The organism is Flavisolibacter ginsengiterrae DSM 18136 (genome assembly GCF_059568575.1).
This window is the reverse complement of record NZ_JCANTR010000022.1, coordinates 47,649-73,481: the sequence shown is the minus strand read 5'-3', so window position 1 is coordinate 73,481 and position 25,833 is coordinate 47,649. Positions and strand designations below refer to the sequence as shown.

25 protein-coding genes are annotated in these 25,833 nt (G+C 44.8%); 5 read left to right on the top strand and 20 right to left on the bottom strand.

Annotated features, from left to right (window positions below):
- The coding region (locus BP74_RS18415; protein ID WP_496376405.1) for an integrase core domain-containing protein at positions 1-289 on the top strand (289 nt) is incomplete at its 5' end.
- A gap of 382 nt (positions 290-671) precedes the next feature.
- On the opposite strand, the gene BP74_RS18410 is transcribed toward BP74_RS18415, so the two are convergent.
- The 9 genes from BP74_RS18410 to BP74_RS18370 form a co-directional block, all read right to left on the bottom strand.
- Positions 672-1,088: a response regulator gene (locus BP74_RS18410; RefSeq protein WP_496376403.1), complete on the bottom strand. Its 417-nt coding sequence runs from the start codon at positions 1,086-1,088 to the stop codon at positions 672-674.
- A 2-nt stretch (positions 1,089-1,090) separates the two neighbouring features.
- Positions 1,091-2,725, bottom strand: a complete 1,635-nt coding sequence (locus BP74_RS18405) for a PAS domain-containing sensor histidine kinase (RefSeq protein WP_496376401.1) — start codon at positions 2,723-2,725, stop codon at positions 1,091-1,093.
- A gap of 2 nt (positions 2,726-2,727) precedes the next feature.
- A complete protein-coding gene (locus tag BP74_RS18400) occupies positions 2,728-3,744 on the bottom strand; it encodes an ATP-binding SpoIIE family protein phosphatase (RefSeq protein ID WP_496376399.1) in 1,017 nt (338 codons plus the stop codon).
- Positions 3,737-4,150, bottom strand: a complete 414-nt coding sequence (locus BP74_RS18395; RefSeq protein WP_496376397.1) for an anti-sigma regulatory factor — start codon at positions 4,148-4,150, stop codon at positions 3,737-3,739. Before BP74_RS18395 ends, BP74_RS18400 begins: the two co-directional genes overlap by 8 nt.
- A complete protein-coding gene (locus BP74_RS18390; RefSeq protein WP_496376395.1) occupies positions 4,131-4,535 on the bottom strand; it encodes an STAS domain-containing protein in 405 nt (134 codons plus the stop codon). Before BP74_RS18390 ends, BP74_RS18395 begins: the two co-directional genes overlap by 20 nt.
- Before the next feature lie 3 nt (positions 4,536-4,538).
- Positions 4,539-5,405 (bottom strand): STAS domain-containing protein, encoded by an 867-nt coding sequence (locus tag BP74_RS18385; protein WP_496376393.1) that lies wholly within the window; start codon positions 5,403-5,405, stop codon positions 4,539-4,541.
- Positions 5,406-5,553: 148 nt separating this feature from the next.
- The gene (locus tag BP74_RS18380; protein ID WP_496376391.1) at positions 5,554-6,408 is read right to left on the bottom strand and encodes an STAS domain-containing protein; all 855 of its coding nucleotides are present in this window, start codon (positions 6,406-6,408) and stop codon (positions 5,554-5,556) included.
- A 461-nt stretch (positions 6,409-6,869) separates the two neighbouring features.
- Complete coding sequence (locus tag BP74_RS18375) at positions 6,870-8,069, bottom strand: RNA polymerase sigma factor (protein ID WP_496376389.1); 1,200 nt, start codon at positions 8,067-8,069, stop codon at positions 6,870-6,872.
- A 540-nt stretch (positions 8,070-8,609) separates the two neighbouring features.
- Positions 8,610-8,963 (bottom strand): YciI family protein, encoded by a 354-nt coding sequence (locus BP74_RS18370; protein ID WP_496376387.1) that lies wholly within the window; start codon positions 8,961-8,963, stop codon positions 8,610-8,612.
- Between the two features lie 288 nt (positions 8,964-9,251).
- On the opposite strand from BP74_RS18370, the gene BP74_RS18365 reads away from it, so the two are divergent.
- The 4 genes from BP74_RS18365 to BP74_RS18350 all read left to right on the top strand — a co-directional run bounded on the left by BP74_RS18365 (position 9,252) and on the right by BP74_RS18350 (position 14,079).
- Complete coding sequence (locus tag BP74_RS18365) at positions 9,252-9,659, top strand: fasciclin domain-containing protein (protein ID WP_496376385.1); 408 nt, start codon at positions 9,252-9,254, stop codon at positions 9,657-9,659.
- Between the two features lie 195 nt (positions 9,660-9,854).
- Complete coding sequence (locus BP74_RS18360) at positions 9,855-12,230, top strand: hypothetical protein (RefSeq protein WP_496376383.1); 2,376 nt, start codon at positions 9,855-9,857, stop codon at positions 12,228-12,230.
- A gap of 429 nt (positions 12,231-12,659) precedes the next feature.
- Positions 12,660-12,848, top strand: coding sequence for a hypothetical protein (locus BP74_RS18355; protein ID WP_496376381.1), 189 nt, complete (start codon positions 12,660-12,662; stop codon positions 12,846-12,848).
- Between the two features lie 121 nt (positions 12,849-12,969).
- Complete coding sequence (locus tag BP74_RS18350; RefSeq protein WP_496376379.1) at positions 12,970-14,079, top strand: Gfo/Idh/MocA family protein; 1,110 nt, start codon at positions 12,970-12,972, stop codon at positions 14,077-14,079.
- 121 nt (positions 14,080-14,200) lie between these two features.
- On the opposite strand, the gene BP74_RS18345 is transcribed toward BP74_RS18350, so the two are convergent.
- The 11 genes from BP74_RS18345 to BP74_RS18295 all read right to left on the bottom strand — a co-directional run bounded on the left by BP74_RS18345 (position 14,201) and on the right by BP74_RS18295 (position 25,769).
- The gene (locus tag BP74_RS18345) at positions 14,201-14,452 is read right to left on the bottom strand and encodes a hypothetical protein (RefSeq protein ID WP_496376377.1); all 252 of its coding nucleotides are present in this window, start codon (positions 14,450-14,452) and stop codon (positions 14,201-14,203) included.
- A gap of 3 nt (positions 14,453-14,455) precedes the next feature.
- On the bottom strand, positions 14,456-14,830 hold the full coding sequence (locus BP74_RS18340) for a hypothetical protein (RefSeq protein WP_496376375.1): 375 nt from the start codon (positions 14,828-14,830) through the stop codon (positions 14,456-14,458).
- Positions 14,831-14,968: 138 nt separating this feature from the next.
- Positions 14,969-15,592, bottom strand: a complete 624-nt coding sequence (locus BP74_RS18335) for a hypothetical protein (RefSeq protein WP_496376373.1) — start codon at positions 15,590-15,592, stop codon at positions 14,969-14,971.
- Positions 15,593-15,744: 152 nt separating this feature from the next.
- Positions 15,745-18,681, bottom strand: coding sequence for a DNA polymerase III subunit alpha (locus BP74_RS18330; RefSeq protein WP_496376371.1), 2,937 nt, complete (start codon positions 18,679-18,681; stop codon positions 15,745-15,747).
- Positions 18,682-18,690: 9 nt separating this feature from the next.
- The gene (dinB, locus tag BP74_RS18325) at positions 18,691-19,842 is read right to left on the bottom strand and encodes a DNA polymerase IV (protein WP_496376369.1); all 1,152 of its coding nucleotides are present in this window, start codon (positions 19,840-19,842) and stop codon (positions 18,691-18,693) included.
- A gap of 446 nt (positions 19,843-20,288) precedes the next feature.
- Positions 20,289-20,864, bottom strand: coding sequence for an LPS export ABC transporter periplasmic protein LptC (gene lptC, locus BP74_RS18320; protein WP_496376367.1), 576 nt, complete (start codon positions 20,862-20,864; stop codon positions 20,289-20,291).
- Positions 20,857-22,233: a BamG family beta-barrel-assembly machinery protein gene (gene bamG / locus BP74_RS18315; protein ID WP_496376365.1), complete on the bottom strand. Its 1,377-nt coding sequence runs from the start codon at positions 22,231-22,233 to the stop codon at positions 20,857-20,859. Before bamG ends, lptC begins: the two co-directional genes overlap by 8 nt.
- Positions 22,205-22,930 carry a type III pantothenate kinase gene (locus BP74_RS18310; protein ID WP_496376363.1) on the bottom strand — a complete coding sequence of 242 codons (726 nt, stop codon included), beginning with the start codon at positions 22,928-22,930 and terminating at the stop codon, positions 22,205-22,207. The genes bamG and BP74_RS18310 overlap by 29 nt, the downstream gene beginning before the upstream one ends.
- 108 nt (positions 22,931-23,038) lie before the next feature.
- Positions 23,039-23,677, bottom strand: a complete 639-nt coding sequence (locus BP74_RS18305) for an LON peptidase substrate-binding domain-containing protein (protein ID WP_496376361.1) — start codon at positions 23,675-23,677, stop codon at positions 23,039-23,041.
- 84 nt (positions 23,678-23,761) lie between these two features.
- Positions 23,762-24,541 carry a glycosyltransferase family 2 protein gene (locus BP74_RS18300; protein WP_496376359.1) on the bottom strand — a complete coding sequence of 260 codons (780 nt, stop codon included), beginning with the start codon at positions 24,539-24,541 and terminating at the stop codon, positions 23,762-23,764.
- Positions 24,534-25,769 carry a hypothetical protein gene (locus BP74_RS18295; protein ID WP_496376357.1) on the bottom strand — a complete coding sequence of 412 codons (1,236 nt, stop codon included), beginning with the start codon at positions 25,767-25,769 and terminating at the stop codon, positions 24,534-24,536. The genes BP74_RS18300 and BP74_RS18295 overlap by 8 nt, the downstream gene beginning before the upstream one ends.
- Between the last annotated feature and the right edge of the window lie 64 nt (positions 25,770-25,833).

The following is a 25,833-nucleotide window of genomic DNA, read 5'->3' as shown; positions in this document are numbered from 1 at the left end:
AGCCTGGGAGAATGCCTATACAGAAAGGATCAACAGAACCATAAAGGAAGAATATCTTAATGGTTGGGAAATTAATAGCTATAATAGCTTAACTAAAAGGCTTAAGCAGGCTGTATATCATTATAACCATAAAAGAAGCCACTCAAGCCTTTGTAAGAAAAGTCCTGTAGCTTTTGAAATGGAAATTAATAATATGAATGCCTCTGATAGACCTAAGCTTAAGATTTATAAACACGTTGAGAAACAAATAATAGAAGTAGGTAAACAAGTTCTGAGTTATAAATATTAGTACTTTAAAAAAGTCAACCTTATTCAGGCACGTAGAAATGCTCAATGAGCAACGCTCAATGCTCAATTTTCAAGTGAGAATAGAACTAAGATTGGAAGGATTATAAGGGATTATTGAGGAGGATAAGTGCCAGTTGTCTCAAAATCCTGAGCTGTGAGTATTATTATTGGCAATTGATTTTATTCTTGACTTTTCTTTGTGCGTCTATATGTCTCCCTGACCCGTAGTTCCTCCTTTCCTTAGACATACGACATTCTTGTTCTATTTTTCATCGGCTTTCCTTTTCAACCTGTCAACTTTATAACTTGTCAACATACAATTATCCTCGTGACCCTATGTGCCTCCGTGTCCATGTTGTTCCTTCCAGACTCCAGCCTACCGACTAATTCTCCACCTGGGTGCAGAACTGGTTAAACAACGTAGCTGTCTCCAGGCTTTCCTTGAAGGAAACCGGCTTGGCAATGTAGGAGTGTGCGCCAAGGCGCATGCATTTTTCCTTTTCAAGCAGGTTGACGGAAGTGGAATAAATAATAACGGGGATATTTTGAAAACGTTCGTCGGCCTTGAGGTAGGAAAGTGTTTGCGTGCCATTCATGCGGGGCATATTCAGGTCGAGAACAATAAGGCAGGGAAGGTGGCCGGAAACATAAAAAGCTTCCAGCTTGGACAAGGCATCCTCGCCATTCTCGGCAAACCAGAAAGTGTCTTTACCGGGAGCTAATTCAATTGCCTCCTGCATAATGGCCCTGTCTTCAGGGTCGTCATCCACCAATAGAATTTTTAATGCCACAGCAGCCATAATTACCTCGGGTTGAGGGGCAAAGAAACATAAAATGTGGCACCCAACCCTTCTTTTGCCTCAGCCCTGATCTTACCGTTGTGCAACTCCACGATCTTACGGCAGATGGCAAGGCCCAGGCCGGTTCCCTCATATACTTCCCTGGTATGCAAACGTTGGAAAAGAGTAAAGATCTGTGAGTTGTATTTTTCATCGAAGCCAATGCCATTATCTGCAAATGCTATTTCAAGAAAACCATCTTCCTGCCGATTGGTAACAGAAATTTTTGGGGGCTGACCATTCTTAGAATATTTCAGCGAATTGCCTATGATATTGGTAAATAACTGCCGCATCATCACTTCGTCTGCCTGTATAGTAGGCAGCGGATCAATAGTGAGCACTGCTTTCTTTTCTTCAATGGCCATTTCCAGGTCCTGGTGCATTTCGTTAGCGATACCATTCAGGTCAGTGTCCCTGAATTCCATCTTCTGCTTGTGTATCTGGGAAAACAACAGGAGGTCCTGGATAAGGTTGCGCATCCGTTGTGAAGCCGCATGCATATTCTTCAGGTATTCCACACCCTTACCATCAATATTACCGGTGTATTTCTGTAAAAGGTAATCGCTGTAAAACAATAGCTTTCGTACAGGTTCCTGCAGATCGTGTGAAGCTATGAAGGCAAACTGGGTAAGCTCCCGGTTGCTTCTATTCAGTTCATCTATATATTTCTCCAGCATCAGCTGGTTTTCTTTTAGCTGCTCCTGGGTTTGTTTTAATTCAATATTATCCATCAGGGTTTGCTCATAGACCTTCTGCGCATGTATATCAACGATATAGCCGATCCAGTACTGCACTTCGCCGGCATCAGATTTAAGCGGTGAAAGGGATACCTGGTGCCAGAGATAGTCACCAGTCTGCTTGCTTTTTATACGTGTCTGTGTTCTGACAGTTACCGCATCGCTGCTAATACCTTTCTGGAGCAGTAAGGCAAATGAATCATAATCTTCTTTATGGATCACGTTCTTCCACTTGCTTTTATTCAGGCTTTCTACTGTCTCTCCCGAAAAACGGGTCAGCCATTCGTTGGCGTAGATCAATTCTCCCCGGGGATCCAATGAAAAAATAATCAGGGGTAATGCATTGGTCAATACCTTATACTGCGCCTCGCTTTTTTGAACTTTATCAGAGAGGTCCTGGAGCTGCTCGTTCTTTCTTTTTAATTCCTCGTAAGGAGATATGGGTGGCTCATTCCTGAATAGCTGTCTCCATTCATCAAGTTTGAAAATATCGATCCGAAATGGTGGTAAAATATAAAAGAATAATTCTATGGAGGTTTCAGCGCCCCTGGTGGATACATTGTATTTGTTCACCAGCTTGCGGGCATATTCCAAACCCTCCTTAGCCCTGTCATCGATGGCATTCTCATTGATTAAACAGGCAACGATGTATTTGTCGCGTTGGTCATTGTCAACACTTAAAACCAGGCAACCTTTTTTACCAGTATCAATGGTGGTACGGGAAACTTCTGATACAGCAGTGGCAAAGGTGGTCTGTGCGGAAAGGGATAGGCCCGACAGTTCTGCCAGCTTCATAGAACGCTTGTGCGCCAGGATGAGGTCCATTTCATTTTCAAGCGTTACTCTCGCTATCTCGTGCATGGTTATATATTTATTTTACACGCCACTGCCGACATATCATCCGTATGACGTGCAAAGTCTTTCAATATGGTTGCAGATAAAATAGACATGTCGTACCGGGTCAATAAAGGATATTTCAATACATCCCATTTTGATTTGATGCCATCACTGCAAAGAACGATATACTGCCCCCTTTCATATTCCACTTCCTGCACATTCAGGTTATTGGGCACATTGAGTCCAATGATACCATTATAGGTCATATAATTCTTGGAAGCACCGGGGCTATAGATCCTTGTGGATATATTTCCAACACCACAGATCTTCCATCTTTTGGTTGCCATATCAAAAAGGGCGACAGTACCTACCAGTCCCCTGGTTTTCTTGGTCGCCAGGTTTAGTGTGCGGATAACTTCCACAGGGTCACATTCGGCGCATTCCATGAAGGCCTCACCGGCTTTCATTACAGCGCGGGCAGCCTCCGGTCCATGGCCTAATCCATCTCCCAGGAATAATCTAACCTCGTCGTGCGTGACTATACTGAAGAAACCATCACCACAGTCCTTTTCTCCCGGCTTGGGGATAACGACGGACCTGACCTCGACGGCCGGTGCTTTTCTGAAATGTGGGCGGGGTTCATTATACACTCTTATAAGAATGATGGTACCCCATTCTTTTAGGGAATATACCTGGAATACATCCGAGAGGCGCTTCATAGCGCCGAGGCCCTGGCCCAATGTATTCTTTGTTGAAACACCGTCTGTCACCATGCGGCTGACATCGGTCATACCGGGTCCTTCATCCATACTGATCAACTCAATGCCCTGTAATCCATCTTCTTCAAAAAGCCTTACATATACCTGGCCTCCGCCTGCATGTTTGACCAGGTTGCTCACCATCTCGGAAACAATGATATCTATTTCCCCTACTTTTCGTTCATTGAAACTGCCCTGGACAGCTAAGGCATGAATATCTTTTTTCAGGATGGCAAAATAACTGCGGTCATCTGCCTTGAAAACATAGTGTGTCCTGTTAACCATTCTTCCATTTAATTATTGAGACCGTAGTCCCCTCACCCAGGGTACTTTTAATGTCAAATTCGTTCACCAGCCTTTTAGCGCCGGGTAAACCAATACCCAGGCTTTTGCCAGAGGAGTATCCATCCTTCATGGCTAAAGAAATGTCTTTGATCCCGGGACCTTTGTCCTGGAACACCAGTCTTATTCCATTATCACGACCTTGGCTGATGACCTCTATGATCGTGATGCCACCTCCACCATATTTAAGCATGTTCCGCACCAGTTCACTGGCAGCGGTGATCAGCTTCGTCTGGTTGACGAGGCTCATGCCGATCTTTACGGCATATTCCTTTACGCGGTTGCGAAAAGGCACTACATCCTGCTCCTTTTCAATAGCCATCACATCCTTATTCAGCACCAGCTTCATCTTCTTCTTCAATTATTTCTTCATCACTGACATCGATTTTTCTTTTCAATAATTCCATGCCTTTTTCCACGTTCAAAGCTGTATGTACACCTTTCAGTTCAAGGCCCAGTTCTATTAAAGTGATAGCCACGGCTGGCTGCATACCTACGACAACTGTCTCCGCATCCATGATCTTCGACATACTGCCAATATTGCCCAGGATGCGTCCCATGAATGAATCCACAATGCTTAAGGCAGAAATATCTATCAAAACGCCACGTGCACCTGTTTTATTCACCATCTGCACCAGGTCGGCCTCAAGATTGGTAGCTAACCTGTCGTAAAGGTCTATCTGTATGGTGACCAGTAAAAATTTCCCCATACGGAGGATAGGAATTCTTTCCATCTGTTATTCTATGGTTTTTTCTTTTTGATTTTTTTTCACTTCCAGCCTCAACATGCCAAAGGCATATTTTAAGGCACTTGCCAGGCTGGCCTTTGTCACGATATTAGAAAGGTCGATACCAAGATGCACTACTGTTTGAGCTATCTCTGGGCGGATACCGCTGATGATGCATTCCGCACCCATCAAACGAGTGGCCGCTACTGTTTTAATTAAATGCTGTGCTACTAGTGAATCCACTGCAGGCACACCAGATATATCCAGTATAGCGATGGTGCTACCTGTTTCCACTATTTCCTGCAACAGGTTTTCCATGACCACCTGAGTACGGGCACTGTCAAGGGTACCAATGATAGGAAGCGCCAGTATGCCTTCCCAAACCTGGATAACAGGGGTTGAGATCTCTGTTATCTCGTCGGTCTGTCTTAAGATCACTTCTTCTCTTCCTTTGATGAAGGTTTCGAAGGTAACCACTCCCAGGCTGTCGAGTAATTTATTGAATGATAAGGTAGCCTGGTATAACAGCTGCATATCATCCTTGATCTCTTCTCTTAATACCTGCTGGATGGCTTCTTTCAGGCTGAAGACATAGATACCGGTCTCTCTTGGAGAAAAGCCCTGCTTGGCCCTTGAAATGGAAATGCCGGAAAGCACTTCTTTTACCTGTTCAAATGCAGGGGATTCAATATCCTCCACATGATCGGCAGAAACGGCTTTCAGCAATTCATCCAGAAGTTCATTGGATTGCTCCCGGAGCTCCTGGTTGCTCATAAGGTCTTCTCTTAACATAGCATCGGATAACTGTTTTGTCATCCAAGCTTCCAATAGTTGCTTCTTTTTCTTTTGTAACAGTTTGGCTATATCTGTTTTCATGATGCTTAATAATTATAACTTTAAAATGAGTGTATATCCATTATTAACGGCAGCCTTACGGCAATGCCTTATACCTGCGAAAAAGTAAAATTGTTAATGATCCAATACGGTTGCAATATTATTTGCAGGTGTAACTGTGATTAGACAACTAAACTTTATTGGGTGTTTTTTTTACCTGGATCTGCAAAAGCTCAAATGAGTACTTCAAAGCACTTGCCAGGCTGGCCTTTGTCACAATATTGGAAAGGTCTATTCCTAAATGTACAATTGTTTGTGCTATCTCGGGGCGTATGCCACTGATGATACATTCCGCACCCATCAAACGAGTGGCCGCTACTGTTTTGATTAAATGTTGCGCTACCAGTGAATCCACTGCAGGCACACCAGATATATCCAGTATAGCGATGGTGCTACCTGTTTCCACTATTTCCTGCAACAGGTTTTCCATGACCACCTGTGTACGGGCACTGTCAAGGGTACCAATGATAGGAAGCGCCAGTATACCTTCCCAAACCTGGATAACAGGAGTAGAGATCTCGGTGATCTCGCTGGTCTGTCTCAGGATCACTTCTTCCCTTCCTTTGATGAAGGTCTCGAAGGTCATGATGCCCAGGTCGTCCATCATCTTATTTACCTGGATGCTGGAATCGTATAATAACTGTGGATCATTTTTTACTTCATTCTCCAGTGATTTTTGCAGGGCGTCTTTCAGGCTGAATACGTAGATGCCTGTTTCCCTTGGTGTAAATCCCTGGCGTGCCCTTGAAATGGAGATACCTGAAATGATCTCGTTGACCTCTTCAAAGGCTGCTGATTGTGTATCGATGGTATGGTCGGTAATAGTTTTTAAAAGTGCATTGAGTAATTCATTGGATTGCTCCCTTAATTCTTCATTGCTCATCAGATCTTCCCTCAATGTGGCATCGGCCAGTTGACGGGTCATCCAATCTTCTAATATGTGTTTCTTGTTTTTTTGCAGGAGCTTGCCTATGTCTTTACTCATTCATGCGTTTTAGCCGCTAAATGTATGTTTAATAAGTCATTTGAATGGTGGCCCTGTGGATTATTATCAGATAGATTAACAATTAAATTTTTTGTGATGATCGCATCGCCTTGATGTGGGTCATGCCTGTAAGGTGGGTTATTGCAAAATAAGAAATGGATTTTCGCTCAATTGACAGTGTTATATCGTTGACGATCAGTCATACAACAGATGTTGTTATTATCGTATGTCAAATAATCCAATTAAGAATAAAGTGCCGGGGTTTTGATTGTTGAATCCCATAGGAATTCATGATTATAGACAATCGTCAATAGCCTTTGACATTCGACACCCTGTTTATTTAAATTCTTCTTCTATAAACATGCGATGCTTTCAGCATCGCTTCTTAAAGAAATTTCAAAATGATTCAATGTTCATGGTAGAATAACAAAAACATCAGAGTGCTGCAATCTTATCAAGGATCATTGATTTTCCACGGGATTGGATGTCAATGCCAGGGCTTTTTCAAAATGCTCCTTTGAAAGCGGAGAACCTGGTTCTTTATACAATTCACCCAACAAAATATGGTAATAATGATTGCCTGTTAGTTGCAGTTGCTCCGCTTCCTGAATGGCTTGTTGCCTACCCTTGACCTTGTAGAGCGCATACGTGCGGTTCAATGCAGCAATAGGAGAATAATGCATCTGGTGCAATTGGTTGTATAACTGCAATATGGATTCCCATTTTTCAGGCGTATCTTCTTTTTGTGTGTGCCAGTAAGCAATGGCTGCTTCAAGGTGATACTTTGAAATACTGTCACCTACGGAAGCCAGGTGGAGATGATAAGCGCCACTTTCTATTAATTCCTGGTTCCAGAGACTATCATCCTGGTCAGCATACAAAATGATCTCTCCATGGCTATCCTTGCGGGAAGCAAAACGGGATGCATGAAAACACATCAGGGCATAGAGAGCCTGCACGGCAGGTAGGCTGGTATTTTCATTTTCCAACAGTAATGCAACCAGTCGCATGGCTTCTTCACATAGCTCCTGTCTTAGAATGGCATCCTGGCTTTCGGAGTAATAACCTTCATTAAACAATAAATACAGCGTGGTGAGTACAGCATCCAGTCGCTGGCAGATCTCAGTGCCGGGTGGCATTTCCATGAGGATCTGCTCTTGTCGCAACTTTTCCCTGGCGCGGTACAGTCTTTTGTTGATTACATCCTTGCTGGTAAGAAATGCAGTGGCTATTTCATCTATGCCGAGGCCACATAAAATACGCAGCGCGAGCGCCACCTGTGCTTCCGGGGTAAGGGAAGGATGACAAACCGCAAAGAGCATTTGCAGCTGGCTGTCCGTAATGTTTGTGGCAGATAAGTCTATTTCCATTTCTTCCAAAACAGGTGAAGAGATTTTTAAATCGTGGGAGATCTTAGAGGTGAACAACTTGTTTCTTTTCCGGTCATTCAGGGCTTTGTTCCTGGCAACGGTATATAACCAGGCTTCCGGTTTGGCGGGCACACCCTGGTAAGGCCAGTTATGCAAGGCTGCTAAAAAAGTCTCACTGGCGATGTCCTCGGCCCATTCTATTTGTTCCATACCAAACTGTTTGGCCAGTACGGAAACTATTTTACTGAATTCAGTACGGAATAAATGGGGTATGAGTTCTGTGGCAGACATGGTGGGGGAAATGTAGCGGATCAAAAGATATGTTGAAAGGTTGACAAGTTGACAAGAAGGGAGCTGAGTCATGAGTCAGGAGTCGGGAGTCTGTGGATCTCCTCAATACAGTCTATCACGCCTCTATTTTATTCTCCCCGAATAACCTACAAGGCCTACGGAACATGTCAGAATAAATCCATTCATCCTTTTTGTTAACACATGGGTATTGTATTAGCGTATTGAGCAAGTCTTATGAACCAGGTAGAAAAACTTCCAAATACTGCAAACTACGGGCATGCTGTAAAGGAATCATTGAGCCAATCAGGTTGTTTCCTTCCTCGCAATGATCCGCCTTTCGCGGGACAGGCACCAGCGCTTCCTCATCTCCTGACCCTCTGAAACCTATCAATTAGTCGAAACTTATCTTCATTGTATTCCTTTTCGTTCCGTGAAACTTTGTGTCAATCTGCTGCTGTGGTTCCTTTCTCCACACAACACCATTCGATATTCCTCTCTCTCCCTTGTTAACTTTTCAATCTATCAACTTATCAACGATCATTACCGCATTTCTTCATCCTTAGCAATCCTCCTTACCTCCACCGTATTGCCTTCTCCCTGCAAAACAGGTGCGCCTTTGGCAAATTCAACTGCTTCCTCCACGCTATCGGCTTTAACAATGACAAAGCCTCCAAGCGTTTCCTTGATGTCACCAAAAGGCCCATTGGTGACCATGTTATTGTGGTGCACCACTTTGGCATCTTCAAAGGGCAAACCAGTGCCACTGATAAATTTCCCTTTGGCGGAAATGCCACCAATCCAGTCCATGGTTTGTTTCATCCACACCTGTATTTGTTCGGGCGAGGCTACTTTTTTACCATCAGGGTGCCTGAAGATCAATGCGTATTGTTCCATAGTTTTTGTTTTTATGGTTATAGAAAAAGATTATTTCTCTTCTATAACAATCCAATTCCCTGCGATAGGACAAAGTTTGGAAATAATGTTCCTGCCAGTGCCATAAACTTATTAAAAGCTACCGTATTTCTATGAACCTCATCTTTATTCCCACTACTAACCCATACTGCTGAATGCTAATCCTGTCAACCTTCAACCAGGCAAAAGCAAGCCTTTAACACTGCCCGTCGTATTATAAGTCTACCTTACACTGGTACGGGTAATAATACCCGCATCTAAATACTATTCATGTCATACATCACACAGGTCATATTTACTGATAAACATATGACCACTTTAAAGAAAGGCATCCTCGCTTCGGGTTTGAGCAAGACGCTGAGCACCCAGGGACCTTTTACTTTTTTCGCCCCTTCAGATGATGCTTTTGCCAGGCTGGAAAGCGGTGCAGTTGCACACCTGTTAGAGCCTGCACAAAAAGAACAATTGACCGACCTGCTGAACCATCACCTGGTGGAAGGAAAGATCAACATAAAAGACATGACGCATGGTGATAAACTGAAAACAGTGAATGGTAAAGAATTATCTGTTGAGATTGTAAACGGAACCGTTTCCCTCAATGGCATCAATATCCTGCACAGTGATGTGGCCACCTCCAATGGTGTGATACATTCATTGGATACTGTATTAGCGAATTAATACCTGATTTATATAGTTCAGCTTTTGTTTCGTATAGCCCGTTGCCTGCACAGCAACGGGCTTTTTATGGCTCACTTACCAGCTCCACAACTCCTTCAAACCCTGTACAGGTAAAGATTCCGCGCCGAATGCCCGGCTGAATTTGTAACTTTATCCTGCTTCTTCTCCACCTTCGAGTCAGCGAAAACCATTGGTATGCTGGACGAAATACCTGTATTGCAAACTTCCAGGAAATCGAAGCTGCTGGCAGCGGAGAAAAGGATGACGGGCAACCTGCCATCATTGGATAGTGCTATCTCTTTCCAGCCATTCATCCATTACTTAAAAGAAAAACGCTCCTTTGTTTCAGGCGCACGTGAACAATTGTACAACTACCTGGTCAAACAATTTGAGAACCAGCCTCATTTACTTTCCAACATCCAGGACCCCTCATTATTGCAGGAGCAGGAAAGCCTGATGGAATTACTGAGCACTTCTTTATTCCCCATAGTGGACAACCAGGAAAAAAGCAACTATGCCCTGGCGCCACCTTATAAGCTGAGTGTATTTTATTACTCTGACCAGTTCAGGGAATTGTTCTTTGATCCCAATGAAACGGAATTGCTGTTACCGGAAGGTGTGAACCACGCGCAACTGAAAGCGATCCAGTGCTCCCTTGTGTATGACCAGGTGCTTGAGACCTTTTATGGGATCAAGCTCAATGAAAAACCCGAGTTAGTGTATCCCGTCGCAGATCCGAAAACGGGCATGATGCGTTACTACCGCATCCATTATGATCGTCGCTTTATACAGTTGAAGTTGCAGGGAGAGCTACCACCCATACAGGATTGTGGGGTGTGCCTGAATACCTTCCGCATTCTTGACCTTGAGAAACAACTGGCCACCATGCCTCTGCACCTATTCAAGGCAGAAGGATTTGCCGTATGGGTTGCGGAAGATGTAACACTGACCGAATCGCTGGAAACCATCAAGAAGATCCTGCTTCATGGAAACGTATTTGATGCCGCCGCCATCAGTGGTTTGAAAAGATCAGTGAAAACATTGGTAGGACTCAATGATGTGGAGGTGGGACTGGCACCTTTTGTAAAGATCAACGACCAGTATGTGCTGGACGAAGCCACGGGGCAACATGGACTGGTGATGCGGCAATGGCTGAATGATGATCCCGAAAGCCTGCCGCAATTTCGCATGTACACGGGTTTTCTGCGCGAATACCCCACACCGTTAGCCATCAGCAACCTGGGAGGCGAGATGCTGGAGTTTGCGCCTTTTATGGGCCACATTCTACGGCAGGGCGCACATAGTTTTTTAAATTACCCCATACAAAACAGTGATGGACTGATTGGTGTATTGGAACTGGCCTCACCTGTAAAAGGTTTGCTTACACATGATACGGTGGACAGGCTGGAGCCAGCCATACCCCTGTTATCACTGGCACTACTGAAATGCAGGGATAATTTCCAGGACCGTATAGATCACCTGATCAAGGAAAAGTTCACGGCACTGCAGCAATCAGTAGAATGGAAGTTTGCCGAGGTGGCCTGGGACCATCTCCGAAAGAATTCTACCGAGCCCCTGCGCTGCCAGGTGGTATTTGAAAATGTGTACCCTCTTTATGGGGCCATAGATATCCGCAACTCTTCATACCAACGTAGCCTGGCTATTCAAAAAGACCTGAGGGCCCAACTGGAACTTGTACAGACTATTTTGAATGGTTTGCAAAGCCTGTTGCAACTGCCCCTGCTGGAAGGCCTGGCTTTTAAAAATGATAACTTCCTGGCCTCGCTAGAAAATGCATTGACAGCGGAAGAAGAGATCTGTGTGAATGAATACCTGCACCAGGAAGTGGAACCCTTATTCCTGCATTTGCAAAACAACTATGCACTTGCCGCACCAGTGATTGAAGATTACTTCACCATGGTGAAAAACACCAATGGTCCGCTGTATAAGAACAGGCTGGATTACGAAGAAAGCCTGGTGCAGATCAACACCACGGTGATGCACTGCCTGGAAAAAGAGCAGGAGTCTATCCAGCAAGCCTACCCTCACTATTTCGAGAAGTATCGTACCGATGGCATTGAGTATAATATCTACATCGGCCAGTCGATATTTCCTGCCAAGCCCTTTGACCTTTTCTACCTGAAGAACATTCGCTTATGGCAGTTAAAATGCATGGCAAGTGCGGCGGTTAAAACACATAGGCTGTTGCCGTCATTAAAAATCCCCCTTCTGACAACGCAGCTTATCCTGGTACAAAGCCAGCCTATTGCCATTAGCTTCCGCAGGGACGAACGGCGGTTTGATGTAGAGGGATCCTATAATGTGCGTTACGAGATCATCAAGAAAAGACTGGACAAGGCATTGATACGGGATACGGGCGAGAGGCTGACGCAACCTGCGAAGATCGCCCTGGTATATTCCAACCAGAAAGAAGCGGAAGAGTATAGGGAATACATACTGTTCCTGCAAAAGAAAAAGATATTGAAGGAAGGACTGGAAATGCTGGAGCTCGAAGAGCTGCAGGGAATCAAAGGGCTGAAAGCGATGAGGGTGGAGGTGATAGAAGAATAAAGAACTAAGATTTGCAGGATTGGGGATGATTAATGAGGAGGAAGGGGAATATCGAACAATAGAACAAGGAATTATGAATGATGAAGGGGAATAGGACGGAGAAACTTTTTATAGAGCAGTTCTTTTTCAGGCACGTAGAAATATTCAATATTCAACGCTCAATGTTCAATTCTCAAGGGAGAGAGAAAGAACTAAGATGGGCTGGATTGGAGAGGATTCATGAGGAGGAAGGGGAATATCGAATAATAGAACAAGGATTGATGAACGGGATTACGTTGGAGAAACTTTTATATAGCAGTTCTAATTCAGATAAGTAGAAATGTTCAATGTTCAAGGCAGCCATAGAAAAAGATACAATACGCCAACAGAGATATAGAAAGAGGTAACATGTAGGGCCGGGAAGATCTTCCGGCCAAACAAAGAGGCCGGATGAAGATCCGGCCTCGTCTTAGTACAATGTCTGTGAATAACGAAATGGACAAAGAGCAGAACGATTTTGAAAGAAAGAAATCGGAAAGGTTTAATGAAGAACTAAGATTTGCAGGATTATATGAATTGAAGAGGAGAATTGTAGTGCCTGGTTTACAACTATACACTATTCAATTGGAAGGCTTCTAATAGAGGGTTGAAAAACTACTGGCCATTAAATTACCAGTCTACAATTTACCAGTTTAATAGGTTGTCTTTTTTATACAGGTGTAACTTAGCAGCTTACTATTTTAAGTTCAATTATCCATGTATGGATGCAATTAAGGTATTGGTTGTTGGTTGCGGTAATATGGGAGCTTCACATGCAAGGGCTTATCATGAACTTCCTGGTTTTGAAATCTGTGGACTGGTATCAAGAGGTAACAGCAAGAAGCAGCTCAATGTATCATTGGGAGGAAGATATCCTCTATTTGATACGTATGAAGAAGCGCTGGATGCCACCCAACCTGATGCCGTTTGCATTTCTACCTATCCCGACACCCATGAAAAGTTTGCCTTACTTGCATTGGAACAGGGTTGTCATGTATTCATGGAAAAGCCTTTGGCAGACAGTGTGCAAGGCGCTGAACGGGTGGCAGAGGCAGCCCGAAAAACAGGAAAGAAACTGGTAGTTGGCTACATCCTTCGCCATCATCCTTCCTGGCAACGTTTTATACAAATAGCGCAGCAACTGGGCAAACCACTTGTCATGCGCATGAACCTGAACCAGCAAAGTCATGGCAACATGTGGACAGTGCACCAGAACTTAATGCAAAGCCTCAGCCCGATCGTTGATTGTGGGGTGCATTATATAGATGTGATGTGCCAGATGACAAGGTCCAGGCCTCTCCAGGTGTATGCTATCGGTGCCAGGCTAACAGATATCATACCTGCTGGTAATTATAATTACGGCCAGTTGCAGATCAGGTTTGAGGATGGATCTGTAGGCTGGTATGAAGCAGGTTGGGGGCCTATGATCAGCGAGACCGCTTTTTTTGTAAAGGATATGATAGGTCCCAGGGGGTCTGTTTCTATCGTGGCCAAAGAAGCAGGAGGTACAGGTCAATCGGATTCGGTGGACGCTCATACCAGGACTGAATCCATTCGTCTTCATCACGCCATGATCAATAAGCAAAATGAATTTACGCATCCCGATGAATGGATCAACCTGGAAGACGAACCCAGTCACCAGGAATTGTGCAACCGCGAACAGCTATTTTTTGAAAAGGCTATCCATGAAGACCTCGACTTACAGGAACATATTGATGATGCTGTCAACAGTCTTAGAATTGCCTTCGCCTGTGATGAATCGGTAAGAACAGGAAGAGTGGTAGAGTTAGTCGGGAATCGGAGCCAGAAGAATTCGCCGCAAAGTCGCTAAGGCGCAAAGTTTCACAAAGAAGATAACCTGACAGTTATTCATGCCTGATTGAAGCATTTAAACGCTGGTTCTATTATTCGATTCTCCTTCCCCTCAATAATCCTATTTAATCCTTCCAATCTTAGTTTTTTAAAATTTCCTCAATACTTTCACCAATCGCTATCAGCAACTGCACATCAACGTTAGGGTGGCCTTCGAGGTCTTCCGGTGATATAAGAGCACGCCATTCGCGGTTTTCATCCCTTTCGTAAGAAACCTTTGTGCCATTGACATCCACTTCAATGCGGTGGGTCCAGCCAAAGGAAACCAGGCTGGCGGGAAAGAGTAATTCCTTTCCCTTGTAATTAACAGGGATCCCGAAACCTTCCTCCATGTCTTAGTCTTTTTTTGCAGGCAGCACGGAAAGCTGGCGCTTATCGGTAACCACGATCTGGGGTTTGCCTTTGAAGAGTTCTACCTTACCCGTTACAGAAAGGTCAGCATCTGCGAAGGTTTTCTCGGGATCCAATTCCAGGCGTTTGCGGTCCTCACCATAGATCACGACCGTAAGCAATTGATTGGGGAAGGCAGCCCCGATGTTGATCAGCGTTGGCGCAGCTTTGGCAGATTCAAAATATTTGATTCCGTATACTTTACCTGTAACAGTAACACTGTCACCCACATGAGAAGCGATGTCTTCCAACTTTATGGATTGTTGCGCCCTGGAAAAGGAAAAACTACAAAGAAGTACCAGGGATAAAATGTATTTCATATTGATAGCTTGTTGCACAATGTTAGTCTATTTAGCAACAACAAATACTTGTAAGATTGCAAAAATGGAAAGCACTGGTAATAAAAAGGGCTCACTGATGTGAGCCCCTTTGTTCTATAGTAATAAACCTTAAAAACCTTAATTAAACTGTCCTTTCTTCTTATCTACCTTGCCACCGATAACATAACCACCACCGGCGCCCAGAACAGCACCTACTACAGCACCTACCACAGGGTTCTTTTTATAGATCACGGCACCAGCACCTGCACCAACCACCCCACCGATCACGGCACCCTTGGTCTTGTTGCTCATACCTTTCTTCTCTTCAGCTTTTGCTGTTTCACCTGTACCGGCAGTGCTGGCATCAGTTCCGGCGCCTGTAGAGGCGGTAGAACCTGAACCTGCATTAGGGGAAGTGGAAACCGGTGCTTGAGGAGTGGCTGCCGGGGCTGGAGCAGGAGGCGGAGGCGTTTCTGTTCTATGATTGACAGCTCTTGAAGGGCTGCTCACTCTTGGAGCTTTCCGAACCGGGGCAGAAGCCACGGCCTGCTCAGGCTGACCATAATCCTTAGAGTCTTTCATTTCATTCATCACCTTCCAGGCCTGGTATTCGGACAACCCGGAAGTATCCTGTAATACGGTAGGAGGCTGAACGACTGCAGCAGGGGTAGTTGACTGACCAGCGATCTTAGGATTGCTGTTACAGGAAACCATCAAAACTGCTGCGGCAGCGATACTAAAAAAGGGTATAAATTTTTTCATGTGCTTACTTTTTAATGATTGGTTCCGGCTTCGCGGAAATACAGGATAATAGACCGACTATTCTTATGAAATATTACTATGTATTTGTTAAAGCGCAGCCTTTATTCATTTGTTGGATTTCAACCTTCCACAGCTGTGTTTTAATAGGTTTATTAAGCGGACGGGTCCTTTTTCATCCCAATCTTTTTCAGCTCTTTAACCTCCACGCTGAAAGCGCCGAAATCGTCCACCACCTTCCCCTTCATCCAGTAGATGCCAATACCCTGCAGGGGGTAGCGGCGGGTTGTATCAGGAAAATGGACTGTATCCAGCCAATCGCCATTACTATCTATAAAAGTTCCAAAATGCATGATCTCTTTTTTGACCGTTCTTACATATTTCACCGTGACATACGCACCTGCAATCTCCACCTCTTTACCTACCAGGGCAGGTAATTGGGATACTGTAACAAAGCGGGTGCTGTCAAGATCTGCCAGGTCAAAGCGGCTGCAAAGCGGGTAGTCCAGTAATTCTATTTCATCGAGGGCATCCTCCAGTGGAGTATGGTGCAGTTCGGGCAGGATAAACTCCAGTGGTTTGTCCTTAAACAGGGCTTCCCTGATCCTGTTGTGCTCCTTAACTCTTTTTTGTAGGAAATTGGCTTCCCAAAGCAATTGCTTTTTATTCTTGCCCGTAAAGCGCAGGGCGCCTATGCGGACCAGCAGGTTTAGTTGTTCGATACCTATGGCCGTCCTGGTAACAAGGTCCTGCAAACCGGTAAACGGTCCATTGGCCTGCCTTTCTTCCAGCAAACGACTGGCTACATCATCCTGCAATCCCTTGACCAGCCGCAGCCCTATGAACACTTGCTTTCCCCTGATATTGGTAAAATAATCACTGCGGTTAACACAGGGGGCTTCCACCTGGCCACCTGCCCGGCGCAGCTCGTGAAAATAGAGCTCGCGGTTGTAAAAACCGCCTTCATTATTGATCACAGCCACCATGAACTCCAATGGGAAATAGGTCTTGAGGTAAAGGCTCTGGTAACTCTCCACGGCAAAAGATGCCGAGTGGGCCTTGGAGAAAGAATAACCACCAAAGCTCTGGATCTGTCGCCATACCTCTTCTGTGGTGGCTTCAGGATAGCCATAGCTTCGGCAATTGGCAAAGAACCTTTCTTTGATCTTGTCAAAACCATTATGACCCCTGTATTTGCCACTCATGGCCCGGCGGAGAATATCGGCCTCCCCCATATCAATACCTGCAAAATGGTGGGCAACCTTGATCACATCTTCCTGGTAGACCATCACACCATAGGTCTCTTCCAGCAATTCCTTCATTTTGGGGTGCAAGTATTCAAAGCTGTCGGGCTGGTGAAAGCGGGAGATGTATTGCCGCATCATGCCCGATTGAGCCACACCAGGACGAATGATGGAAGATGCCGCTACCAGGGTCAGGTAATCGCTGCATCTTAGTTTGATCAGTAACTGCCGCATGGCGGGGCTTTCTATGTAAAAGCAGCCAATGGTATCTGCTTTTTTGATCTTTTGAGCTACGTGCGGGTCTTTTTTGAATTGCTCTATAGCATGAATATCCACGCTTAATCCCTTGTTCTCCCTCACCAGCTGGATGGCTTCCTTGATATGGCCCAAGCCCCGCTGGGAAAGGATATCGATCTTATAAAGCCCGATATCTTCCGCGGTGAACATATCTATCTGCGCCGTAGCAAAGCCCTTGGGAGGCATAATAAGAGCGGAATATTGGGTGATCGGTTCTTCGCTGATCAACATGCCACCGGGATGGATGCTGGCATAGTTGGGAAAGCCATGGAGGAGGGCCCCATAGCTAATGATGTATTGCTGGATCTTGTCCTCTTTGAAATTGGCCAGGGGGTCCGCCACCAGTCCATCGATCTCTTGCTTGGGTAGTCCAAATACCTTACCGAGCTCCCTGATGATGGCATCGTGCTTAAAGGTGCTTACCATTCCCAGTAGTGCCACATGATCGCTGCCATAGCGCTTGAAAATATAATCGATCACTTCATCGCGGTCGCGGTGGCTGAAGTCAATATCAAAATCAGGTGGAGATGCCCTGTAAGGGTTGAGGAAGCGTTCGAAATAGAGATCCAGCTCAATGGGATCGACATCAGTGATCTGTAGGCAAAAGGCTACGATGGAGTTGGCCCCGCTGCCCCTGCCCACATGGTAAAAACCGCGGCTCTGGGCATAGCGGATGATGTCCCATGTGATCAGGAAATAGGCGTTAAAGCCCAATTTATCAATGATCTCCAACTCTTTCCTTACCCTTTTGTTGGCTTCTTTATCAGAGCCATAGCGGCTTCTCATTCCATCCAGTGCCAGTTTCTCCAATAAGGCCTTATCTGCAGCCAGGGAAGATGTAAAGATCTTTTTGTTCTTATCCGCCTTCAAATCAATAGTATAAGAGCAGCTGTCTATAACCTGCAAAGTATTGGTGACGATGGCAGGGTAGCGCCTGAAAGCATCGAGTATTTTGGCCGGAGAAAGGAACAATTCTCCTTCATCAGCCACCTGGGTACTCGTTTGCTTACTGAGGATGATATTCTTATCGATGGCCCTTAACAAACGGTGCAGGTTAAAGCCTTTCTTGTCTTTATAGGTTACAGGCTGGCGGATGACAAACTTTGTGGAGTGAGAGGCCACATCCATGGTAAAGAGCTTATTCACCTGTGAAGGCTGCACACCTATTAGCTCATTGACCCTGAGCTGTACTGGATCCTTTGCGCCAAGCGGATAAATGACCCAAACCCTTTCCGATAAAACCGGGGAAGCCGGAAAGGGGGTTTCAGTTTGTAAGTGCGTGCTAAGGAAACTATTGATCTCCCGGAGTGCCTGGATGTTTTTAGCCAGGAGCAAGTAGAGGAACGCATCCCCATTCCGGACCTCGCAACCCAGCACAGGTTGAATGCCTGCTTCCAGGCAAAGGCTATAAAACTCCCAGGTGTCCTGGGTGCTGTTGATATTGGTGAGCGCCATGGCAGAAGCGCCCATTTCCACACCCTCAGTCACTAGTTGTGCAGTGCTGAAAGTACCATAGCGGTAAGAGTAATACGATTTGCAGTTGAGGTACATGATTATAGTTTACAAAAATCCACTGGCTCTCATGACCAGGTAGCGTCCAAAACGGCCATTGAGTTTGTCTATTTCCTGGTACAACCTTATTAGGTCATCCGTATCATCAAAAAGGCTGATCTGGTAATTGCCCGGAACCAGGTGTGTGAATCGTACACCTATCAGCCGCACCAACAGGCGCCGGTCATAGAGTTTGTTGAACAACTCTTTGACCGTTTGCAGCAGCAGGTGGTCAAGTGCTGTGTAGGCTATGGTGCATTGCCGTGTCACCGTATTAAAATCTGAATAGCGGATCTTGACCGTTACACAACCGGTCAACTTGTTTTGCTGCCGTAGCTCAAAGGCTATCTTCTCCGTCATCTGTACCAGCCTGGCCTGTAGAAAACGGATATCAATAGTGTCTGATTCAAAAGTGTTTTCGGTGCTGATACTTTTTTGTTCGCTATAGGGCACCACGGGTGATTCATCAATACCATTGGCGCGGCGCCAAAGTTCTATGCCTGGTTTTCCCATCAGGTTTTCCATCATCTCCACTGGTATCTCGCTAAGTGTTTTGATCTTTACTACACCCATCTGGCGTAATAATTCAGTGGTTTTAGGACCAGCCATGGGCAACTTTTCAATAGCCAGTGGCGCCAGGAATCGTTTTTCATTTCCAAAAGGAATCACCAATTGGCCATTCGGCTTGGCCTCGTCCGTCGCTACCTTGCTTACCAGCTTGTTGGCGGCCATGCCGTTGGAGATAGGCAGTCCTGTTTCTTTGGTCACTTTACTTCGCAGCTCCTGGCTGAAACTGCGGCAACCAAAGAAACGATCCATTCCTGTGAGGTCAACATAGAATTCATCTACACTGGCTTTTTCAAATTGGGGAACATTGTCGCGGATCACATCCGTTACCAGGCGGGAGTAATAGCTATATGATTCCATGTCACCGCTGATGACCATTGCCTGGGGGCAAAGACGGCGGGCAAGCTTCATTGGCATGGCGGAGCGGATACCGAACTTGCGGGCTTCGTAGCTGCAGGCAGCCACTACCGCCCTGTCGCTTTTGCCCCCCACCATTAAGGGCCTTCCTTTGAGGGAAGGGTTTTTCAGGCATTCCACATTTACAAAGAAGGCATCAAGATCATAGTGTGCTATGGTACGTTCATTCTCCTTCATATCCGCTGCTAAACTAAATTATTTAGCAATCTGTTTGCCAAAAAGTTTAGCACAGGAAGAGATTACCAGGTGCTCCCCGGTTGAGTTTTCTTAATCTTGATCTTATTGAAGAAGTGAATTTGAGTTATAGTCAAAAGAAAGCATCCCAGGTATATAAGCGAACCAGCAGTAAGATGAAAACATGAGTATAAAGAGAATTTACTGGTTTCGGTGGAAAAAGAGATGATAGTTATTTTGTTATGAGCAGGTTTTTCATCCCACTTGTATTCATTTCATCAATGGCTTCAGACAAGCGCAGCTATTCCTGCAGGTCCATTACCACTATATTTTTTCCTTTAATGCAGGAATCGACTAGGATATCACGGTCTTCTGTAACCGCATTTAAATCAAGCAATTTTATTGGTAGAAAATCAACCTGATATTATTGGAACCAAACCAAGTCTCTTCTAATGCGCAGTCATACTATCCGGTACATTAACAACACCAGTAGGTTGCCTGATCAGGATATCACTCAGGTCCTGTTTGGCTTCCAATCCAAGGCCTCCATAGATCCTGTCGCCCTTGCGGTAGATGCGGACTTTCTTATCTGTATAAAACCGTTGTGTATTCTGGTCCCACCAAAGGTCTGGTGTCCACAAGGTATCACCGGTGGCATTGGCCACTACCACGCTGTCGCGGAGGTAAGCCTTGTTGAGGGTCTCCATGTATTTGCCATAATGCGCATCCAGGCGGCTTTGTTCTTTGCCAAGGCTGTCAAAGAAGACCATGCGGAGTGATTTGGGAAATTCAACATAGGAAGTGTCCCTGCTATAGCGCAACATCAATGGAGCAGTGAGCAGGGAGCGCAATTGTCCACCCTGGCTAAAGTAGCTTTGAATATTTTTAGCTTCTTCCACCATTTCTTTTTTCTCTTTCCATTCATTGAGCGCCCTTTGCGAATTTTCGCAGCCAAAAAGGAACAGGCAGCCCCAGATAAAGGCTGCCTGTTTTATAATAAAGTTGCTCAATACTTTCTTACTCATACTTGCGCTTGACAAACCAAAGATCGGTGAAGTTGAAGCCAACAGAAAAACGGAATACGTTTTCTTTCAGGGCATTGTCCTTATTACCTCTTTTCAGGTATTCAAGAGATATGTTCACCGCGTTGTATTGATTCGGTGCCAGTCGGCTGGTACGGATAGGCAATGCCAGCCCGGCCGATGTTCCGAAAGTAGGAAGCTTGTTATCTACTTTTACATAATCCTGTCCCACAGAAAAGCCCAGTCGGTACGTGATGCGGCTGAAATAGTTGGTGGAAGGCTTGGGGTTGAATTGTCCGCCAGCTTTTAATTTCCAGCTATCCTGCACCAGGTCAGGCTGGCCAAAAAAGCGGTACTCACTCCATTTGCTGGTTGTGTAATCCACACCCAATAAATAGCCTCTTCCATCTGTTTCATACGAATTAAAAACAAAACCTGCGGTATAGGAAGATGGATAGATAACCTCACCTTTTGTATCATTTTTGATATACACACTATCTACCTGTATGGTTTCACCTGCAGATCCAAGCGTGAAGGTTTGGCGAAGAATATCCTGTGATCCTTTGATGGTCTGCTTCCAGTTGCCGGCAGCACCCAATCGCAGGTAACGATTGCCTTTTAACTGAATGAGGTATTGAATACCTGCATCATAATAAAGACTACCAAAAGAATAATTGGTTCTATGTTCTGAAGCCGTGTAATGAACGGAATCATTAGCCAGGGCCCTGCGTGTATTCAATTCTTTGGTTCCAAAAAGATAACCGGCATTGATGCCTATGCTGAAATTGCCAAAGCCTACACCTGTACCAATGGAAGGTAGAAAGGTACCACCGGAGCCATTAAACACAGTTAATGCGCTATCTATAGGCAAATTGGTAGTTGGGTCTATCAATCGTTCATTGCGGCTGATCTTATAGCTAACCCTTGACAATGGACGCAAGCCAAAGCTCAGGCCCCAGTTTCTACGAAGCGGTATGCCCACATTCAGGTAGGAAAAATATGCATCCGAAGATGTAAAGCTTTGAGGTGTGTTGGGTGCTGAAATAGTACGGTTCTCCAGGTTGAGGCCCGCATCCAGTATCACCCTTCCATATTGTAATTTGCTGGAAGTCTTTTCCTTCAGTGCATAGAAGCTTGAATAAGAGGCAGGGTTACTGAAGTTGACAGAAATGACATCGGCATAACCGGCTGATATACCTCCCATGCCTCTTGTAGTCATATTACTGTTGGGAAAAAGGTCGCCTAATCCATAACGTGAATAAGGAGAGTTGCTTTGTGCAGATCCCATAAAAGGAGAAAGAAAAAGAACAGAGACCAATGCCTTCAAACCCACTGCCGAACTCTTAAGCATTATTGATTTGGCTAATTGCATACAGACCTTTAAAAATTAATTCAGGGTCTGCAAATATCTTATTTTTCAAATGGGGCTCAAATATTCGTATATCACCCCCGGTTAAAAGCACGTTAAAGTTCCCATACCTTTTTTCATATAATTCAATCATTCCATCAATCTCGGCAGCCATGCCCAAAACCACGCCAGACTGGAGGTTTGTCTTGGTGTCATACCCAATTAAAGGCACATTCCAATCAGCTTCCACCAATGGCAGGCGCGCCGTGAATTGATGCATGGCCCTAAAGCGCATTTCCATTCCCGGAGATATGGACCCGCCCAGGAATTCGTGTTGCTGGTTAATAAAATTGAATGTGATGCAGGAACCCAGTCCAATTGCCAGGTTGTTCTGCCTGGGAAATAAATAAACCGAAGCCGCACAGATAGCCAACCTGTCAGCCCCAACCGTCTCTGGTTTGCCTACAGGTATGGTAAATGGAATCTGGGAAATATTACTGAGCTTATGGTACCTGGTTGTTGCTGCAAGCAATTCTTCGATGGCAGGATCATGATCGATCACAGATGAAAGAATAGAATGTTGAGGCTTGTGAACTTCAATCAATTGACTAAGGTGATCATGCGCATTGGCACCCAGAACGGTCACCTCTTTCAGCCTGTCTTCTTCAAAGATTGCTGCTTTCAACCGTGTATTTCCAAAGTCCAGGCAAATAGTATTCATGTAAGGATCTGGGGAATAAGTTAATGTGAGTTAAGCGCCGAAATTAGGAAGAATGCTGCATCAATGAAAGCATTTGAATGAATGACAGGAAGTATACATACACTGGCCTTATTCAAAGTTGAAAGAAGAAAGATTTTTGAAATGCCCGTTCAGCTTTACTTTTTCCTTTAAGGATTCCATTTGAGCCACCATGGGAATGACTCGTGTGAGGTGGCGCTTTAAATATTCCTGCCGCTGCCGTTCGTGCATCAATCCCAGCAGCTCGTATTCTTCCTGCAAAGACATGCCCACGTGATGAGCGATGTCGTAGGTGTTCAGTTCTTCATCTGGCTTTTTGAAATCCTTTTCCACTTTCAGCATTTTAAATAATTCGCGAATGCTGTTCACTACACGTCGCATTACTTCAGCGCTGCCGGTTTCATTATTGGGTGGATAGTTGACAATAGCGCCACTGTATAATTTATCAGGCACTTCCTTTATCACTTCCAGCACCCGAAACACTTTATCTCCCCGGGTCTTGATATCCATCTCACCATTTTCGTCCACATGGGAAATTTCGGTTATGCCTACCAGTGTGCCATAGTCCTGAATGCGATTATCTATGACTGCAGGAATTCCGAAGAACTTTTTTTCCTTATGACATTCCTGTATCAGTTGCTTATACCGCGGCTCAAAAATGTGAAGGTTGAGTTGCTCACCCGGATACACCACTATGCCAAGAGGGAATATGGGAATGAAGTTCGTCATGCCTTTGGAATGCAAATTTGGTGCAAAAAGATGAATGAAACTTTAAGCGAAAAGAAGGAACTGTATATTTAAAAAGGCCCTCAATTAGTTTTTATTTGCTGAGCCTTCTTTATTTTCCCAAAGCTCCCGCAGGCGGGTATATTTTAAGAAAGTATAAAAAGCAGTCATGCGGGCGGCCGTATAGCCTTGCCATCCATCTAAAAATCCCAGTTGCAGGATGTAATGCATGAAAAAACCAAGAGCAGGAGAAACCCTTGTTTTCAAAAATCCCGAACGCTTTCCCTGGGCAAAATATTTCTCTGCATTGAGGAGGGCGTATTGAACCATCTTATGGCTGTAATCCGCCATATCTCTCATGGTATGGTGCAGTATGCTTCCCTTAAGCTTAGTGACCCTTATATCTTTTGGAAAGATCAATTCTTCATGCACCACGGCATCATTCCAGTTCACCTGCCTGCGATTAAACAAACGGATATGGTGATCGCCCCCCCACTCACCCCATTTCAAATGCCGGTTGCCCAGGAAGTTTTTGAAGGGCACATCAAAGACCTCTTTTTCATCCCTGAGGTCTACTTGTTTTAATTCTTGTTGCAGTTGTTCATCAAGCGATTCATCCGCGTCAAGGCTCAATATCCAGTCGTAGTTTGCCAGGGCTACTGCTTCTCTTTTTGTTTTTCCAAAACCCAACCAGGCACCCTGGTGCAGATGCACACCAGCTTCCTTCAATTTTACGACAGTGCCATCTGTGCTTCCATTGTCGTACACCACAATATCATCACTTACTGAACTTACTGATTTCAGCAGGCGGTCAATGGCATTGACCTCATTTTTACATACAACAACTATGGAGATCTTATTAGCCATCTAGGTTTGATTGATTCAGCCATTTCCACCACCAGAGTGGTAAAAAGGAAAAAATAAAAACACCAAACTGAGCTTCTATGCTCATATCAAAAACAAAACTGAAAACTACTATTGCATTTAAACAATACCAAAAAACAACATTGCGCTTTGGAATAAGAAAAAAAGGCACAGCCAGGATGATTATCAAAATGATGATCGCTGCCCAGCCTGCCACCCCTCCAAATACCAGTAGTTCACTGCAGGGAAGAAAACGTTCACCTGTGCCAAGTGTTGGTGAATGTGTTGCATACCAATGATGCATTTCTCCTTTCAGATCGCCTGCGCCCACTCCTAATGTAGATTGTTGTAGTATCTGCCACCCGGCTTTCAATGATAATGCCCTGGCTCCATCATTGGACCCTGGTAAATAAATACCCGAGCGTACATTATGGATATCATACAGCATGTACCTGATCCTGTTTTGAAACGTGGGAAATGCAAACCAGGCTATGAAAGGAATAATGAAGATCAGTGACAATACAGAAAAAGAGATCCATCTTTTCCTTTGCTGTACCAACCACCATACAGCATACATCACCATAAGGATGTACAGGCAGGCTAGTCCCATCCTGGCAGCCAGCAGGTGCTGGTAAATGATAAAGAACAGTACCAATGCACTCAGCAGGATCTTTTGCACTTTAGTTGCAGCATTTTGCCAAAGCACCAGGGAAAGCAAAACAGCTACGCTTACCAGCCAGCTAAAGCGTATATGATCATTCTCCAGCGGTGTAGCCATTAATTTGGCCCTTAAATATTCCTGGTTCCAGTCAATGCTGTTTAAAAGATATTGAGCTGCACTCCAGGAACATCCAAGGCATAGGAGTGTCAGGAAAACATAAGCTACCATTTGCCACTGCTGTTTATTTAACTGCCATCTGCCTGCAAAAGCCATGGGAAAAAACAAGAGTGGTAATTTGATCTGCATTACGGCCATCCATTCCTTGAGGTCACTACTCCACAGTCCTGAAATGAGTGGTATCAGAAAGAGTAAAGAGAGTAAGAACAAATAGGTAGAATGGGTGAATGATTTGAATTGAAACTTCCAGTTTTTGTGCACAATGGTAAGTACTAAAAATAATCCCATACTGATAGAGAGCGTGGCGCGGGAAATGAACAAGCCTGCCAGCATGAAAAGCATGGCTCCAAAGATGGCTTTCTCCCTCCAACTGTTCTCTATAGGATTACCCATATTTTTGTACAGATAAGCTTGAGTGGTTTTGATTCAATGTTCTGCAAGATGCAGGATAAAAATG

Excerpts from the sequence above, each read along its gene's own strand:
- BP74_RS18340 (WP_496376375.1), bottom strand. The coding sequence starts at position 14,830 with ATGAAATACATTTTATCCCTGGTACTTCTTTGTAGTTTTTCCTTTTCC.
- BP74_RS18400 (WP_496376399.1), bottom strand. The coding sequence starts at position 3,744 with ATGGTTAACAGGACACACTATGTTTTCAAGGCAGATGACCGCAGTTAT.
- BP74_RS18360 (WP_496376383.1), top strand. The coding sequence starts at position 9,855 with ATGCTGGACGAAATACCTGTATTGCAAACTTCCAGGAAATCGAAGCTG.
- BP74_RS18355 (WP_496376381.1), top strand. The coding sequence starts at position 12,660 with ATGAAGATCCGGCCTCGTCTTAGTACAATGTCTGTGAATAACGAAATG.
- BP74_RS18390 (WP_496376395.1), bottom strand. The coding sequence starts at position 4,535 with ATGGAAAGAATTCCTATCCTCCGTATGGGGAAATTTTTACTGGTCACC.
- BP74_RS18395 (WP_496376397.1), bottom strand. The coding sequence starts at position 4,150 with ATGAAGCTGGTGCTGAATAAGGATGTGATGGCTATTGAAAAGGAGCAG.
- BP74_RS18365 (WP_496376385.1), top strand. The coding sequence starts at position 9,252 with ATGTCATACATCACACAGGTCATATTTACTGATAAACATATGACCACT.
- bamG (WP_496376365.1), bottom strand. The coding sequence starts at position 22,233 with ATGCAATTAGCCAAATCAATAATGCTTAAGAGTTCGGCAGTGGGTTTG.
- BP74_RS18405 (WP_496376401.1), bottom strand. The coding sequence starts at position 2,725 with ATGCACGAGATAGCGAGAGTAACGCTTGAAAATGAAATGGACCTCATC.
- BP74_RS18330 (WP_496376371.1), bottom strand. The coding sequence starts at position 18,681 with ATGTACCTCAACTGCAAATCGTATTACTCTTACCGCTATGGTACTTTC.
- BP74_RS18295 (WP_496376357.1), bottom strand. The coding sequence starts at position 25,769 with ATGGGTAATCCTATAGAGAACAGTTGGAGGGAGAAAGCCATCTTTGGA.
- BP74_RS18385 (WP_496376393.1), bottom strand. The coding sequence starts at position 5,405 with ATGAAAACAGATATAGCCAAACTGTTACAAAAGAAAAAGAAGCAACTA.
- BP74_RS18375 (WP_496376389.1), bottom strand. The coding sequence starts at position 8,069 with ATGTCTGCCACAGAACTCATACCCCATTTATTCCGTACTGAATTCAGT.
- BP74_RS18370 (WP_496376387.1), bottom strand. The coding sequence starts at position 8,963 with ATGGAACAATACGCATTGATCTTCAGGCACCCTGATGGTAAAAAAGTA.
- BP74_RS18305 (WP_496376361.1), bottom strand. The coding sequence starts at position 23,677 with ATGACGAACTTCATTCCCATATTCCCTCTTGGCATAGTGGTGTATCCG.
- BP74_RS18345 (WP_496376377.1), bottom strand. The coding sequence starts at position 14,452 with ATGGAGGAAGGTTTCGGGATCCCTGTTAATTACAAGGGAAAGGAATTA.
- BP74_RS18350 (WP_496376379.1), top strand. The coding sequence starts at position 12,970 with ATGGATGCAATTAAGGTATTGGTTGTTGGTTGCGGTAATATGGGAGCT.
- lptC (WP_496376367.1), bottom strand. The coding sequence starts at position 20,864 with ATGAGTAAGAAAGTATTGAGCAACTTTATTATAAAACAGGCAGCCTTT.
- BP74_RS18380 (WP_496376391.1), bottom strand. The coding sequence starts at position 6,408 with ATGAGTAAAGACATAGGCAAGCTCCTGCAAAAAAACAAGAAACACATA.
- BP74_RS18310 (WP_496376363.1), bottom strand. The coding sequence starts at position 22,930 with ATGAATACTATTTGCCTGGACTTTGGAAATACACGGTTGAAAGCAGCA.
- dinB (WP_496376369.1), bottom strand. The coding sequence starts at position 19,842 with ATGAAGGAGAATGAACGTACCATAGCACACTATGATCTTGATGCCTTC.
- BP74_RS18300 (WP_496376359.1), bottom strand. The coding sequence starts at position 24,541 with ATGGCTAATAAGATCTCCATAGTTGTTGTATGTAAAAATGAGGTCAAT.
- BP74_RS18410 (WP_496376403.1), bottom strand. The coding sequence starts at position 1,088 with ATGGCTGCTGTGGCATTAAAAATTCTATTGGTGGATGACGACCCTGAA.
- BP74_RS18335 (WP_496376373.1), bottom strand. The coding sequence starts at position 15,592 with ATGAAAAAATTTATACCCTTTTTTAGTATCGCTGCCGCAGCAGTTTTG.